Raw genomic sequence first — 15,283 nt, 5'->3', positions numbered from 1 at the left:
CATGAGCCATCCTTCTCCCATCCAGCGTCGTGTTACCCGCAAGATCCGCGTCGGTTCGGTTTACGTCGGCGGCGATGCCCCGATCACCGTTCAAACCATGACCAATACCGATACCTGTGATGTCGAGGCTACGGTCGCGCAGATCCAGCGCTGTGTGAATGCCGGCGCCGATATCGTGCGTGTGTCGGTGCCGTCGATGGACGCCGCCGAAGCCTTTGGCGTCATCCGCCAGCGCGTGCCGGGCGTGCCGCTGGTGGCGGATATCCATTTTGACCATCGCATCGCGCTGGCGGTGGCGGAGAAGGGGGTCGATTGCCTGCGCATCAATCCCGGCAACATCGGTTCCGACGACAAGGTGCGGGAAGTGGTCGATTGCGCCCGCCACCACGGCATCTCCATGCGTATCGGCGTCAATGCCGGGTCGCTGGAAAAGGATATCCAGAAGAAATACCGCGAACCGACCGGCGAGGCCCTGCTGGAATCGGCGATGCGCCATATCGACATTCTGGATCGCCTGAACTTCCACGAATTCAAGGTCAGCGTCAAAGCGTCCAATGTCTTCCTGACCCTGGACGCCTACCGCCTGCTGTCGAAGCAGATCGACAACCCGCTGCATCTGGGCGTCACCGAGGCTGGGGTGTTCCGTTCCGGCACCGTCAAGTCGGCCATCGCCCTGGGCGGCCTGCTGCTGGACGGCATCGGCGATACGCTGCGGGTGTCGCTGGCCGCCGAGCCGGAAGAAGAGGTGAAGGTCGGTTTCGATATCCTGAAGTCGCTGGGCATCCGCTCCAACGGCATCAATTTCATCGCCTGCCCCAGCTGTTCGCGCCAGGAATTCGACGTCATCCGCGTCATGCAGGCGCTGGAGGCGCGGCTGGAAGATGTGCGTCTGCCGATGGATGTCTCGGTGATCGGCTGCAAGGTCAACGGGCCCGGCGAAGCCAAGGAGGCCGATATCGGCGTCGTCGGCGCTTCCCCGAAAAGCCTGGTCTACCGCCATGGCGAAAAGAGCCACCTGATTCCCACCGCCACGCTGGTGGATGAAATTGAAAAGATGGTGCGCGAGCGGGTTGCCGAAGAAACCGCGCGCCAGTCCCGCATCATCGTTAAAGGCTGAACTGATCAATGTCTTCCCGGATTACCGCCATTCGCGGCATGAACGATATCCTGCCGGTCCCGGTCAAGGATAACCCCATCACCACCGGCCGCTGGCAGCAGGTCGAGCAGGTCCTGCGCGGCCTGATGCAGCAGTACGGTTACGGCGAAATCCGCCTGCCGGTGGTGGAAAGCACGCCGCTGTTCGCCCGCGCCATCGGTGCGGTGACCGACATCGTCGAGAAGGAAATGTATTCCTTCATGGATCGCGGTACGCCGCCGGAGTCGCTGACCCTGCGTCCCGAGGGCACCGCCGGTTGCGTGCGCGCCTGCCTGGAGCACGGCCTCACCTACAACCAGACCCAGCGCCTGTGGTACACCGGCCCGATGTTCCGCTACGAGAAGCCGCAGAAGGGACGCTACCGCCAGTTCCACCAGTTTGGCGTGGAAACCTTCGGCATGACCGGCCCGGATATCGACGCCGAGCTGATCCTGATGACGGCGCGGTTGTGGAAACTGCTGGGCCTGGAGGGCGCGGTGCAGCTGGAATTGAACACGCTCGGACAGCCTAATGAGAGGCAAAAATATAAAGAGGAGTTGATGAAGTATCTATCAGCCCCTGAAGTTTATACGTTGTTGGATGATGACTCGAAAAGAAGATTACATTCCAATCCCTTGCGAGTCCTTGACTCCAAAGAGCCGCAAACCCAGTTTTGCTTGGACCTCGCGCCGCAACTTGTTGACTTCTTGGGAGAGGAGTCAAAAAGACACTTTGAAGAGCTTTGTGGAACTCTTAACGCTAACGGAATTTCTTTCAAATTTAATCCCCGTCTGGTGCGCGGGCTGGATTATTACAACAAGACCGTCTTCGAATGGACCACGACGGCCTTGGGCGCCCAGGGTACGGTCTGCGCGGGCGGCCGTTACGACGGCCTGGTCGCGCAGCTGGGCGGCCAGCCGACCCCGGCGGTCGGCTTCGCCATCGGGCTGGAGCGGCTGGTGCTGCTGCTGGAGGCGCTGATCCCGCGCACCGATACAGCGGAGGCGGACATCTACGTCGTCGCCGGGGATGAAGCCCGTCACGCCGCGCTTTTGTTAGCAGAAACGCTAAGGAACTCGCTGCCGGAATTGCGTATCGTCACGCACTGCGGCGGCGGCGGCTTCAAGGCGCAGTTCAAGAAGGCCGACAAGCTGGGCGCCCGGGTGGCGCTGGTGCTGGGCGGCGATGAGCTGGCGGCGGGGCAGGTGACCGTGAAATGGTTGCAAAGCGGTGAACAATCAACAACAGGCCGGGCGGAACTGGCTGAATTTCTTAAACAGGGTTTGGGAGCAAGCGCGTGAGCTACAGTGAAGAAGAACAGGTAGAAAAGCTGAAGCGGTTCTGGACCGATTTCGGAACCCCGATCCTGGTGGGAGTCAGCCTGGCGCTGGCGGTTTTCGCCGGGTGGCGCTACTGGCAGCAGACCCAGCTGCAAGCCGCTACGACCGCCGGAACGGCCTACCAGTCCGCGCTGGAAGCGAGCCAGAAACTGACAGCCGATACCGCGGACAAGACCGCCAACACCGAGTTGCAGCGCCAGTCGCTGAAAGTGATCCAGGAATATCCGGGGACGCCTTACGCCATTAACGCCGCTTTGCTCTTGTCCAAGCGAGCGATGGATGTTGGCGATCTGAAGGCGGCTGAGAAGCATCTGCGCTGGGTGCTGGAGCAAAAGACGGATGACGGCGTCAAGTCCATGGCCACGCTGCGCCTGGTGCGCGTGCTGGCGGACAAGGGCGACCGCAAGGCGGCGCTGGCCCTGCTGGATCAGGACCAGTCCGCGGCTTTCCTGCCCACCCGTGAAGAGCTGCGCGGCGATATCCTTCGCACCGCCGGTGATGTTGCGGGTGCGCGCAAGGCGTATGAGGCGGCCGCCAAGGCGTTGGTGTTGCGTAAGGAGCCCCGCCCGTTGCTGGATGCCAAGCTGGCGGATGTCGGCGTCGAGGCGCCGGAAGTGAAGCGGCCTTCGCCGGTCCTTGAGGAAAAGGGAGCCTGACCCTGTGAGATTTCCGCTGCTGGTCCGAATCGGTTTGCTTGGCGTATTGCTCGCCGGTTGCAGCCATGACCCTGTCGCCGTCAAGCCGGCGGCATTGCCGCCATTGCCTCAGGCCGCAATAACCGCTGTTCGTGACTGGATTGCCGGTCCGGGAGACGCTTCGGCCGAGGCCTTGATCCGCCTGCGTCCGGCGCGGGCCGGCAACGTGGTTTTTGTCGCGGCCGGCAACGGCGTGATTGAGGCGGTGGATGATGACACGGGTAAGACGATCTGGACGCAGCGCACCCGTCTGCCGATTACCGGCGGCCTCAGCGCGGGATTCGGCCGGGTGGTTTTCGGGACGGGTGAGGGCGATGTGGTCTCCCTGTCCGCTGCCGACGGGACCGTGCAATGGAAGCGGCGGCTTGCCTCCGCCGTGATGGCGCCGGCGGCGCTGGCGGCGGACCGGATTGTCGTGCAGAGCCAGGAGGGGCGTGTTCAGGTGCTGGACGCATCCGACGGCCATCCGGTGTGGAGCTATGACCTGCCGATGCCGGTTCTGTCGATCCGCGGCTATGCCATGCCGGTGATTGCCGGCGACCAGGTCATCGCCGCTTCAGCCTCCGGAAAGATCGCATCGCTGGACTTGGCGACCGGGGCCGGACGCTGGGAGAGCCGCGTCGCCACCCCGCGCGGGCGCACCGAGGTTGACCGGCTCGTGGATATTGACGGCGACATGCTGTTGTCGTTTGACGATAAGCTCTATGTCGGGGCTTATCAGGGAAAGCTTGCGGCTTTCGATCTTCGGGACCGGCCCGAGGCATTCTGGGAGTATGAGGTCTCTACCCTGCAGCCGTTAACGGAAGGCTTGGGCAATGTTTATGTCGTGGACACCGCCGGGCAGGTAATCGCCGTCGATGCGGCAACCGGCAAGGCGGTCTGGAAACAGGATGCGTTGCATGCCCGTGAGGTGGTGTCCCCCGTGGTGACGGCAGGCCTGCTTGCGGTTGGCGACGCCTTTGGTTATGTGCATTTCATTTCCCAGGCCGATGGCCGCATCCTCGGACGCATCAAGGTGTCGGGGGCGGTGACGCATTTGATGGCCGATGGCGAGCATCTCCTGGTTTCCACCGCCAAAGGCAAGACCTCCCGCTGGACCCTTCCCGCCGCTTCTCCCCGTTAATGGTCACCCGGCAGGCGCAGTCCTGCCGTCCTCTCTGGTATCATTCGCCCTTATTGATTGTTTTTGCCGCATGGCCGCCCTCCGGGCGCGGCGGCTCCGTTCCGAGATTTCGTTCATGAAACCCGTCATCGCCCTCATCGGCCGCCCCAATGTGGGCAAATCCACCTTGTTCAACCAGTTCACCCGCTCGCGGAATGCGCTGGTCGCTGATATGCCCGGCCTGACCCGCGACCGCCAATACGGCGACGCCAAGCATGAGAACAAGTCTTTCATCGTGATTGATACCGGCGGTCTGGGTGAGAGCGATGAAGGAATCGACGCCTACATGGCCGAGCAATCGCGCAGCGCCATTCAGGAAGCCGATATTGTGCTGTTTGTGGTGGATGCCCGCGCCGGTTTGCTGGGCTCGGACCAGATGATCGCCGATGAGCTGCGCCGCCAGAACAAGCCGTTCTTCCTGGTCGTGAACAAGATCGACGGTTTGCACGAAGAAGCGGCCGCCGCCGAGTTCCATCGGCTGGGACTCTCCGAGCGCATGTTCTGCGTCGCCGCCAGTCACAGCCGCGGCCTGCGCCAGCTGCTGTCGGACGTTCTGGAGCCGTTCCCGGAAGATGCGGAAGATGCCCCGGTCGAGGAAACCGGCATCAAGATTGCGATTGTCGGCCGTCCCAATGTCGGCAAGTCGACGCTGGTCAACCGGTTGCTGGGCGAAGAGCGCGTAGTGGTTTATGACATGCCCGGCACCACCCGCGACAGCATCTACATTCCCTTTGAGCGCCAGGGCCGGAAATATACCCTGATTGATACGGCGGGCGTGCGCCGTCGCGGCAAGGTTAATGAAACGGTCGAGAAATTCTCGGTTATCAAGACCTTGCAGGCGATCAAGGATGCGCATGTGGTAGTGGTGGTGGTGGATGCCCGCGAAGGCATTGTCGACCAGGATCTGCATATGCTGGGTTTTGCGCTGGAAAGCGGCCGGGCCGTGGTGCTGGCGGTCAATAAATGGGATGGCATGACCGAATACGACCGCACCATGGTCAAGCAGGCGATGCAGCTGCGTTTTGACTTCATTCCCTATGTCAAGATTCACCTGATTTCCGCCTTGCACGGCACCGGCGTCGGCGATCTGTATCCGTCCATCCACCGGGCCTTTGAATCGGCCACCCTCAAGATCAATACTCATCGCCTGACCCAGATATTGCAGGATGCCGTGGAAGCGCACCAGCCGCCGCTGGTGGGTGGACGCCGCATCAAATTGCGCTATGCTCACATGGGTGGGCAGAATCCCCCCGTATTCGTCATTCACGGCAACCAGACCGAATCGGTGTCCAAGGACTATCGCCGGTATCTGGAGAATGTTTTCCGGAAAGTGTTAAAAATGCAGGGGACACCCATCCGGATCGAGTTCAGGACCAGCGACAACCCGTACAAGGATCGTCCCAACGATCCTGCGTATGGCCCGCAGACCCGCAAGACGCGGGCAATACTGGAATTCAGGAAACAGCGCCCGAAGCGTTGAGGTTGATAATAAATAATAAGGGGAACTCTTTTATGAGCCGGCCGTTAGTGCTTGCCATCCTTTCTGTTGCATTTGTTCGGTCCGCCCCGGCGGCCGATGTTTTTCTTCCGGATACGGAAGCAGGGGAAATACCCACGGTTTTTTCGGCAACCCGGTTGCGGCAATCGGTGGCCGATGCTCCTGCGTCAATTTCCATTATCGATCGCCAGATGATTGACCAGTCCGGGGCCCGGGAAATTCCCGAGTTGCTGCGGCTGGTGCCGGGTATGGTGGTGGGGTATGACACCGGCTGGAACGCGTTTGTCAGTTATCACGGCACATCGGCTGACATGGCGCGGCGGATGCAGGTGCTGGTTGACGGCCGCTCCATTTATCAGCCAAGCCTGGCGTATGTCGACTGGATTGGCCTGCCGGTGGAATTGGGCGATATTGACCGCATCGAGGTGATTCGGGGCCCGAATGCGGCGGCGTATGGCGCCAACAGCTTTCTGGGCGTGGTGAACATCATTACCCGCCATCCCGCCGACTTGCCCCGGTTTCGCGCCTATACGCGTCAGGGTGGCGATGGCATCAACGATAGTTTCGCCAGTGTCAGCATGTCCGGCGCTGCGGCCAGCGGCGTGCTGTCCGTCAGTCAGCGCCGTGACAACGGATACGCCCAAGTACTCGACAGGAATGGCAACCCGGTGACGGATTATGCCGACAACAAGAACGAGAAGTCCCTGAACGGCAAGCTGGTCATGGATCTGGGGGCGGATTCCTCCCTGACGATCAAGGCCGGACACTCCGAGCTGCGAGGTCAGAATCATGCTGTTGACCCCGGTTTCATCGAATTTCTTGATACCCATGACACCGAAACCCAGCAGGATTATCTCGGGTTCTCCCTTGATCAAACGCTGGACAGCCATCAACTGCAGTTGAGCGGTAACTACACGCGTTTCAAATACGATGAAAAGCTGAGGGTGCTGACCTATCCGGGGCTGATGCTGCCGGAGTTGCGGCAATTGTTCGTCTACAACCGGCGGTATGTCACCAAGGGGTTGCTGCCTTCCCTGGTCGGGATGTTGGGCGGTGACATTACCCCCGGCGTGCTTTTTGGGCCACAGGCCGGATTTGACGCCTGGGTCGCGTCAACGACCGGCAGCAAGGCGAACCCCTACATCTATTTCCGCGACCGCTATCTGAATGACCCGACCATCAACAGCGGTACGGATGCCTTTCTGGGCAAGATATTTGCGGATCCGATCCTGTCGTCGCAGCAGGTTTACCTCTCCGCCATTGACAATGTCGAGGCGCGTACCGAGTTTGAGCTTCAGGACACCTGGACCATTTCGCCCACGTTGCGGGTTGTCATGGGCGGCGGCATTCAGGAGTCCACCAGCGACTCACAGTATTATTTCAATGGCACGCGGGTCGAGAATGGCGTATGGCGGTTGTTTGCCCATGGCGAGTGGCAATTCCGTCCCAACTGGCTGTTGAATGTCGGCGTCATGGATGAGCATGACGACACCGTCGGGGAGCTGTATTCCCCGCGTGTCGCCGTCAACTGGCGCTTTGCCCCGACGCAAACCCTGCGCCTGGTTTCGTCGACCGCCTATCGTACGCCCGATTTACAGGAGTCCAAGGCGGACTGGGAGTTCCGGCCGAGGACCGAGGACCGTTCACTGAGCAAGTACGACGGCACTTTGTTCTACGTTGGCAAGACACCGCAAGGCATGACTTGCATCGACTCCCCCAGTCATTACAAGGTGGTTTGCAGCGCCGGTGCCGAGAGTGAAAAGATCGTCTCCACGGAAATCGGCTATTACGGAGATTTTCCGCCCAGTCATTTGACGCTGGATGTGCGCGTTTTCAGCGACAAGCTGGAACTTGCCGAACACAATCTGGAAATCGAGAACTTCGTGATTGCACCGGTAGAGCCGCATGAACAACGCGGGGTCGAAATTTCAGGCCAGTGGCGACCGCTGCCCGAATGGCGCGTACTCGCCAACTATGCGTATGACGACATTACGGGCACCAATGACAACACCATGTTTGTGCCCAAGCACAGCGGCAACTTTACTTTCTGGTATGAAAATCCCAATGGTTATCAGGCCAGTCTGGGGTATCTCTTTTATGACCATCTTTTCAATAACCCCGTTGAAACGTATACCCGTGACCTGCATTTGCTGAACCTGCGTCTCGCCAACAAGTGGTCGTTGGCCAAGCGGCACGACCTGGAACTGGCAGCGGCATGGCAAATCCGGCTGACCAATGATCATGAATTGCGCAAGGAAAACGGCGCGCCCCGTGATAGGGTATGGTTCCAGTTATCGTACGCCTTTGATTGATCAGACCTTCTGAATGGCCGCACAAGGAGTCGTGCATATGACAAGGAAAGTGATCCGGCTTCTGATCTTTCTCGGATGTGCCTGGCTGAGTCTGGGGGCCTTCGCGCTCCCCCGGATTCAGGTGGTCGCCAATCCCGATGGCGAAGCCCAGGAGCTGGTTCGCGCTCTTGGCGGACTGCTGGGTGACGAGGCGGAGTTGGTGACCTCCCCGACGGTGTTGCCTGATGTTCAACTGTTGGTGGTTTTGAGCGGGGAGGCATTCCGCCGCCTTCCTGAAAGCCGTCCCCCCGCCTTGCTGCTGACTCCCTCGCCTTCCAATACCCAATTGCAAAAGCAGGACGGCGCCTTGTACTGGGCGCCCAGTCTGGCTGCCCAATTGGCGTTGATTCGCTATCTGTTGCCCGGCACCAACCGTATCGGCATGCTGGTCAGCAATCCGGAAGATGCCTCCTGGATACGGACGTTCCGCCAATACGCGTCCGAACAGTCGATTGATGTCCGCTACCTGATGGCGGACAAGAGCCGTCTGGCGCGGCAGGTGGCCGAGCTGGCCGCCGGCTCGGATGTATTGCTGGCGCAGCCGGATCCCGATATCTACAACCGCGACAGTATCCGCCTCGTTCTGCTGGCGGCCTACCGCCAAAACAAAGTCTTCGTCGGTCCCAGCCCCGCCTTTGTCCAGGCCGGATCGCTGGCGACCCTCTACGCCCCCACGACCGCCATTGCTGAAGGGATAGCTTCGCAAGTGCACCACTTTATTCGTAACGGCAAGTTGCCGGCTCCCAGTCGGGTCCGGCAACTCAGCGTCAGCCTCAATGCGCAGGTTGCCAAAGCCATGGGATTGACAATCCCGTCCGCCAAGGAACTGGAGCGATTGATCCGTTTTGAGGAGCTGCCGACATGGCCCTGATGTCCAAGTGGAGCCTCCGGCGACGGACCCTGGTGCTTGCCCTGGCGCCGGCGCTGCTCATGCTTTGTGTTCTGATGGGCTATCACGTTTATGCCCGGTTGAGTGATTCGCGTCATGAGCTTGAGCAGTCCGGGGTGCTGATGGCAACCCAGTTGGCGGCGGCGGCGGATTACGCGGTGATTTCCGGGAATCTGGACAGTCTGGAAGGGCAGGTGCAGGGCTTGTTGAAGCAGCCCGGCGTGGTTTCCGTGCGTTTGTTCGACATGGACAACCGCGTCTTGCTGAGCCGTCAGAAACCGGATGCCGGCACCCCGTCCGAGTGGCATCGTTATCTGGCCACGATCCATCAGCAAAGCATCGCCCTCGACAATCAGGATTTGCTGGTGGCGGGGCAGGCCAGCAGTCCTAATCCGGCGGTTGGCAAGGTTGAGATCGGCATCAGCGGGCGCTATATGCTCGACAAGATCCAGAGCATCCCGCTCAACAGCCTGTTTCTGGGATTGCTGGCCCTGGCGCCCATCCTGGCGCTGGGCGGGCTGATGGCGCGGGATCTGGAAGCGCCGCTGCGGTCCATTATCGGCATGGTGGGCGCGCTGAAGAACCGTCACTTCGAGGCCCGGGTCAGCATCGCCCATGAAGGTGAATTGGGGGTGCTCGCCTATCACCTGAACCTGTTGGCATCCATGCTGGAAGAGCACCGCTCCCTGCAGATGAAATATACCGAGGAACTGATCGAGTCACGTACGCGTGCGGACAAGGCCAGCCAGGCCAAGGGGGAATTTCTGGCGATGATGAGCCATGAGCTGCGAACGCCGCTGAATGCCATTCTGGGCAGCCTGCAGTTGCTGAACAGCGGTTCCCTGGAAAGCGAGCAGCGCGAGTATGGCCAACTGGCCTCGCAGGCGGCCAACGACCTGCGCCGCCTGGTGGACGATGTGCTGGATTTCTCCCGGCTGGATGAAGGTCGTTTGATGTTGCAATTGCGCGACTTCAGCCCGGCGGCGCTGGTGGAGTCGCTGCGCAGCGCCTGCATGCCGGAAGCCCACGGCAAAGGACTGGAAATGGACGTGCAGCTGGAAGGACAGACCCAGCTCTGGCTGCGGGGGGACGAGGTGCGGATCAGCCAGGTGCTGCGCAAGCTGATCGACAACGCCATCAAGTTTACCGACAAGGGAAGAGTGGGCTTGCGGGTGCGGATCAACCAGTTCAACGAGGTGCAGGCGCACCTGTTGTGCGAAGTGTTCGATACCGGTATCGGCATCAGCGCATCCTCGTTGCCGCATGTCTTCGAACCCTTCATGCAGGTTGACCGCTCTCACAGCCGCCGTTATGGCGGGGCCGGGCTGGGATTGACCATCGCCAGTCGCCTGACAAGGTTGATGCAGGGCGACCTGCGGGTGGAGAGTGAACCCCTGGTGGGGACCTGCTTCTGTTTTGAAGTCGCCCTGCCGATCAGTCATGAACATGCGCCCGAGGGGCTGACGGTGGAAGCGCCGCCGCGCAAGTCGGCGTTTGACGCCCGGGTGCTGGTGGTGGATGACAATCCGGCCAATCGCAAGGTTGCCGAGGCCATGCTGCGGGCGGCCGGCTGCACCGTGCTGACGGCCAACAACGGCAAGGAGGCCTTGGACAGCCTGCATTCCGGCGAGGTCGATCTGGTGCTGATGGACTGCCAGATGCCGGTCATGGATGGCTATGAAGCCACCCGGCTGTGGCGGAATCAGGAGCACGACCGCCGCCTGCCGATCATTGCGTTGACGGCCAACGCCAGTCCGGATAATGAAACCGCGTGCCTGGAGGCGGGGATGGACGCTGTGCTGGGCAAACCGTTCCGCCGCCAGCAGTTGGAGATGCTGCTGGGAGCCTGGCTAGAAACCTGAGCGCAGGATGTGCACGTCGCCATCGCCTTGCCACGCGATGGCGAGATGAAGTCCGGAGATCATTTCCGTCCTCACATGCAGGGATACGTCAGGGCAGTCGGCGGGCAGGCGGACCGGTTCGTTCCGTTCCGGCCCAAAGACGATTCGGTCGAGGTGACCGGCAATGCCGCGTCCCAGCGCCTTGATGACGGCTTCCTTGCGGGTCCAGAGATCCAGGAAGCGGGTCTGCCGCGCTTCGGGCGGCAGGCCGGACAGCCAGGCCTGCTCCTCCGCCGCGAAATAGCGCGCCATGACCGCTCCGCCGTTGACCGTGCGGGAGGCGGATTCGATATCGATCCCGCAACGCCCGGCCGTCGACCAGACGCAGGCGGCGAATCCCGCCGTATGGCTGACGCTCCACCAAGGCGGTCCGGCGGTTCGATCGCGCAGGCTTGCGACAGCATCGGCGGGGCGCAGTTCCGGCGGCAGCTGCGCGACGGTTGAAAGCAGCAGGGTCCGGCTGGCGGCAAACCCCGCCCGTTTGTTTTCGTGCCAGGTCCCAGCCGCCGGCGGCAGCAGTGACGGGGGCAACGCCGCCAGCGTGCGCCGCACCTGCGCGGTATCGGCCGGCAGGGCGGTTAACCCGATCACCAGCCAGTCCCTCATGGCGCGTCCAGCAGCAGCAGGGGGTCGACGCGGGCATTGTTGATGCTGACGGTCCAGTGCAGGTGCGGTCCGGTCGCCCGGCCGGTGTGCCCCACCTTGCCGATGATGTCGCCCTGCTTGACCGTCTGGCCGGGTTTGGTATCGATGCGGCTGAGGTGGCAGAGCATGGAGATGACGCCGTTGCCATGATCGATCATTACGGTTTGGCCGTTGAAGAAGTAATCCCCGGTCTGCACCACCTTGCCGTCGGCGGGCGCGCGCGCCGGGACCCCTTCGGCGATGGCGATATCCAGTCCGGCATGGGGCGCCCTTGGCTCACCATTGAAAAAGCGCTTCAGGCCGAAGGGGCTGCTGAACGGACCGACGCCCGGCAATTTGAAAGAGGGCCAGGCGGGTTGTCCCGGCTCATAATGCCGGTAAACGGCATTCTGCTCCGCCGCCTCGCGCTCATAGCGCGCCAGCTGCTCGGGGGAGGGCGTCACGTGTTCCTGCGTTTTCAGGGTAATGTGCTGTTCGGGATAGTCCTTGCCGCTCACCGTGAATGACAGGCTGTCGTTGCCGCTGGCGCTGCGCGCCTCAAGCGAGACTTCGCCTGGCGGCTGCGACATCGGAATACCGACAATCGCCTTGCGCTCCATGGCGCCCGCGATGACGGGAACCTCCATGCCGGACAAGAAAATCCGGACATCGGCCGGCAGGTATTCGGGGACAGTCAGCACCGCGACGCCGCCGGGCGTGCGCTGGTCTCGCGGCAGGGCGGCGGCGTGGACGTTGGCGACCAGCAGGCAAGCGGGCCACAGATACAGGGGCAGTTGTTTCATTACGTTTGAGCCGGACAGGGTAGGGCGGTATCCTATCGCGCCGGAATTCAAAAATCCTCAGGAGATTGTTATGTCGTCTGGTGCAAAGCTGGCGCTGGTCGCTCTGGTGGCGGGTCTTGCCGCCGCGGGCTGGATCAAGCGTCAGGAAATCAAGGACTGGGCTGCGGCGCCCGAGCAGCGTCCGGCCGTCAGCCAGGATGTGTACTCCTGGCGCGACAAGGATGGCACTGTGCATTATGGCGACAGGAATGGCCGTAAGGATGGCCGCCGTGTCGATGTGGACACGTCCAAGATCGGGCGACTTGAACCTCTGCCTGAGCCACCCAAGCCGGTGGAAGAAGCGCCCAAGGAGCATTATCTGCAGAAGATGGGGCGTGAAATGCAGGAACAGCAGGCCAAGGCCCGGCAGGCACAGATGGACAAGGCGATTGACGGCCGCTAAACCGGTGCATTCTTAACAGATGTTGCATTGCGGAGCCTTGACCGAGCGACTATAACTCTGTGGGTAAATAATAAGAACGGAGCGGTAAAAATGATGAGAACTACTCGCCTGTCGGCGGCCGTCCTGTCCGTTGCCCTGTTGCTGACGGGCTGTTTCGAGGACAAGGAGAGTCAGAGCGGCTCGGTGGATGTCATGGCGGGGTTCGACCCGCTGCCCTTGGGTACAAATCCGACAGTGATCCCTTTCCCCTTTGACGGGCTGTTTGCCGGGGCGGCGACGCCGACCCTGAATATTCCGGGAGCGGCCACGAACCCCCTGGTTGCCCAGATCAACCAGTTGGACGGGTTCTCGACAACCGCGTCCGGCTTCATTGATGTTTTCGGTTTCCTGGATATGGATACCGTGGCCGCCAATCTGGTGATCGTGAATCTGTCGACCGGCGTCATCCTGAAAGCGGGCGAGGATTTTACCGTGCAGTCGGCGACGGTCCCGGATAAAACCGGCGAGGAAATCAACCGCCAGCGGACCCGTATCCTGATCGAGCCGTTGAAGCCCTTGGCGCCTTCGACCACTTATCTGGTCGGCTTGAAGAAAGGCGTTCGCACCCGCGACGGCGGCATGCTTTATCCCAGCCCGATGTTCAAGATACTTTCCAGCAGCACCAAAGTTGCCGATCAGACCGATCCGCTCCTGGCGCAGTACACCGATCCGGTCAAGCTGGCCCAGTTGGAAGGATTGCGCTCGCAGATTATCCAGCCCTCCGTGGCGCTGCTGGCTACTTTCGGCCATGTAGCGGCGGACGACCTGGTGCTGGCTTATCGCTTTACCACCGAAAGCACCACCAAGTCGCTGGACCGGCTGGCCGCGACAGCCTCCGCCCAGCTTATTGCCGCCATGCCGACCGGCATGACCACGCATGATGTCCAGGCGGCGCTGCCCGCCACGGCGGATATCTATGCCGGCTACACCAAAGTGCCTTTTTACCTCAAGACGGCGGGCGGCGATACCCATTCAACCCTGCCGCTGACCTCCTTCTGGGCCGCGGACGCCACCCAGCCGGATGTTGCCGCCAAACACCTGAGCCTGATTCCCTGCGGTGCGTACGCGGCCGGCGCCAATATCGGCGGCGGTGTGATCGGCGCCCCCAGCGCCAGCACGACCGCCTGCTTCCCGGTGCCGGTCAAGCAGTCGGATGAAACCATTCCGATGCTGGTGACCGTGCCGAATGCGGCCTCCCTGCACACCAAGCCGGCCGGCGGATGGCCGGTCGTGATCTTCCAGCACGGCATTACCCGTAACCGCACCGATCTGCTGGCGGTGGCTCCCGCCCTGGCGGCGGCGGGCATGGTTGGCGTGTCGATCGACCTGCCGTTGCACGGCGTCGCCGCAACCGGCGCGGAAAGCGCCTTCCGGATCCCCGGCGTGGGCGAGCGCACCTTTGATCTTGACCTCGTGAACAACACAACCGGCGCGCCTGGCCCTGACGGCCTCGCCGACGGCTCCGGCACGCATTTCATCAACCTCAGCAGTCCCATCACCAGCCGTGACAACCTGCGTCAGGGGGCAGCGGATCTGCTGACGCTGCGCAAGAGCCTGGCCAATCTGGACCTGGACGGCGACAACGTGCCGGATATCGATATGAGCCAGGTTCGCTTTGCCGCCATTTCCCTGGGAGGCATTGTCGGTGGCGTGTTCCTGGGGGCGGACAAGGGGGCCTCGCAAACGGTTGGTGCAGCGGCCCTGTATGTGCCCGGCGGCGCGATCGCCAAACTGCTGGACGGCTCGCGTTCTTACGGTCCGATCATCTCCCGCGGGCTTGGCGCGGCAGGCGTGAAGGAAGGAACCGATGATTACGAAACCTTCATGCGTCTGGCGCAAACCCTCGTGGACAGCGGCGATCCGGTCAATTACGCAGCGGCGGCCTCGGCGGCCCATCCGACCTTGCTGACGGAAGTGCTGGGTGACACCGTGGTGCCCAACAGCGTCATGGTCGGACCGGCCGGAGCCGCTCAGGATCTGGTGGCCCAAAGCTCCTTCATGGCGGGCACCGACCCCTATGGCCGCACCCTCGGCCTGACCCCGGACGCCACCAAGCTGAACGGCACGCCGACGCCGCGCGCCATCCTCAATGCCGGCGGCCTGCATACCTGGCTGCAGTTCAGTGTCGGCAAGCACGGCTCGCTGCTGGATCCGACCCATCCCGATCCTGCGGCTTCCGCGGCTGACAAGGCGGCCTTCCAGGCGGTGACCCTGGAAATGCAGCGCGAAATGGTCAGCTTCCTCAAGTCCAACGGCACCTGCCTGCTGATAGGCGACGGCAGCACCTGCGCGGCGCCGTAAACCACCCGGCCCCTGCCTTCCGGAGACAAATTCCGGGAGCAGGGGCCTTTTTCATCCATTCCTGTTTTACCCCGCCGCCTCACGCGCATATAATTGACGACTT

13 protein-coding genes are annotated in these 15,283 nt (G+C 61.8%); 10 read left to right on the top strand and 3 right to left on the bottom strand.

Annotated elements, in window-relative coordinates; translation table 11 throughout:
- Position 1: 1 nt before the first annotated feature.
- The 5 genes from ispG (at position 2) to der (ending at position 5,812) form a co-directional block, all read left to right on the top strand.
- Entirely contained in the window at positions 2-1,117 is a 1,116-nt protein-coding gene (ispG, locus tag EV700_RS02505; protein WP_130410776.1) for a flavodoxin-dependent (E)-4-hydroxy-3-methylbut-2-enyl-diphosphate synthase, read from the top strand.
- Positions 1,118-1,125: 8 nt separating this feature from the next.
- Positions 1,126-2,436: a histidine--tRNA ligase gene (gene hisS, locus EV700_RS02500; RefSeq protein WP_130410775.1), complete on the top strand. Its 1,311-nt coding sequence runs from the start codon at positions 1,126-1,128 to the stop codon at positions 2,434-2,436.
- Positions 2,433-3,131, top strand: a complete 699-nt coding sequence (locus EV700_RS02495) for a YfgM family protein (RefSeq protein WP_130410774.1) — start codon at positions 2,433-2,435, stop codon at positions 3,129-3,131. The genes hisS and EV700_RS02495 overlap by 4 nt, the downstream gene beginning before the upstream one ends.
- 4 nt (positions 3,132-3,135) lie before the next feature.
- The gene (bamB, locus tag EV700_RS02490; protein WP_165391302.1) at positions 3,136-4,293 is read left to right on the top strand and encodes an outer membrane protein assembly factor BamB; all 1,158 of its coding nucleotides are present in this window, start codon (positions 3,136-3,138) and stop codon (positions 4,291-4,293) included.
- A 115-nt stretch (positions 4,294-4,408) separates the two neighbouring features.
- Positions 4,409-5,812 carry a ribosome biogenesis GTPase Der gene (gene der / locus EV700_RS02485; RefSeq protein WP_130410772.1) on the top strand — a complete coding sequence of 468 codons (1,404 nt, stop codon included), beginning with the start codon at positions 4,409-4,411 and terminating at the stop codon, positions 5,810-5,812.
- On the opposite strand, the gene EV700_RS16975 is transcribed toward der, so the two are convergent.
- Positions 5,787-6,008: a hypothetical protein gene (locus EV700_RS16975; RefSeq protein ID WP_242610169.1), complete on the bottom strand. Its 222-nt coding sequence runs from the start codon at positions 6,006-6,008 to the stop codon at positions 5,787-5,789. The genes der and EV700_RS16975 overlap by 26 nt on opposite strands.
- 13 nt (positions 6,009-6,021) lie before the next feature.
- Here EV700_RS16975 and EV700_RS02480 point away from each other — a divergent pair, with 13 nt between their 5' ends.
- Genes EV700_RS02480 through EV700_RS02470 form a run of 3 tightly spaced genes read left to right on the top strand, consistent with a single transcriptional unit; the run spans position 6,022 to position 10,932 of the window.
- Positions 6,022-8,142: a TonB-dependent receptor plug domain-containing protein gene (locus EV700_RS02480; RefSeq protein WP_242610168.1), complete on the top strand. Its 2,121-nt coding sequence runs from the start codon at positions 6,022-6,024 to the stop codon at positions 8,140-8,142.
- A gap of 37 nt (positions 8,143-8,179) precedes the next feature.
- Positions 8,180-9,052, top strand: coding sequence for an ABC transporter substrate binding protein (locus tag EV700_RS02475; protein ID WP_165391301.1), 873 nt, complete (start codon positions 8,180-8,182; stop codon positions 9,050-9,052).
- On the top strand, positions 9,043-10,932 hold the full coding sequence (locus EV700_RS02470; RefSeq protein WP_130410769.1) for a response regulator: 1,890 nt from the start codon (positions 9,043-9,045) through the stop codon (positions 10,930-10,932). The genes EV700_RS02475 and EV700_RS02470 overlap by 10 nt, the downstream gene beginning before the upstream one ends.
- Here EV700_RS02470 and EV700_RS02465 read toward each other — a convergent pair.
- Positions 10,921-11,577, bottom strand: a complete 657-nt coding sequence (locus EV700_RS02465; RefSeq protein ID WP_130410768.1) for a 4'-phosphopantetheinyl transferase family protein — start codon at positions 11,575-11,577, stop codon at positions 10,921-10,923. The two genes, EV700_RS02470 and EV700_RS02465, sit on opposite strands and share 12 nt — an antisense overlap.
- Positions 11,574-12,398 (bottom strand): peptidoglycan DD-metalloendopeptidase family protein, encoded by an 825-nt coding sequence (locus tag EV700_RS02460; protein WP_130410767.1) that lies wholly within the window; start codon positions 12,396-12,398, stop codon positions 11,574-11,576. Before EV700_RS02460 ends, EV700_RS02465 begins: the two co-directional genes overlap by 4 nt.
- Before the next feature lie 70 nt (positions 12,399-12,468).
- On the opposite strand from EV700_RS02460, the gene EV700_RS02455 reads away from it, so the two are divergent.
- Together EV700_RS02455 and EV700_RS02450 are read left to right on the top strand one after the other, a co-directional pair.
- Positions 12,469-12,840, top strand: coding sequence for a DUF4124 domain-containing protein (locus tag EV700_RS02455; protein WP_130410766.1), 372 nt, complete (start codon positions 12,469-12,471; stop codon positions 12,838-12,840).
- Positions 12,841-12,930: 90 nt separating this feature from the next.
- Positions 12,931-15,180: a hypothetical protein gene (locus EV700_RS02450; protein ID WP_207224549.1), complete on the top strand. Its 2,250-nt coding sequence runs from the start codon at positions 12,931-12,933 to the stop codon at positions 15,178-15,180.
- Positions 15,181-15,283: the final 103 nt, after the last annotated feature.

It is taken from the genome of Fluviicoccus keumensis (assembly GCF_004217445.1).
GTDB classification, from domain to species: Bacteria; Pseudomonadota; Gammaproteobacteria; order Pseudomonadales; family Moraxellaceae; genus Fluviicoccus; species Fluviicoccus keumensis.
This window is presented reverse-complemented; position numbering and strand designations above follow the sequence as displayed.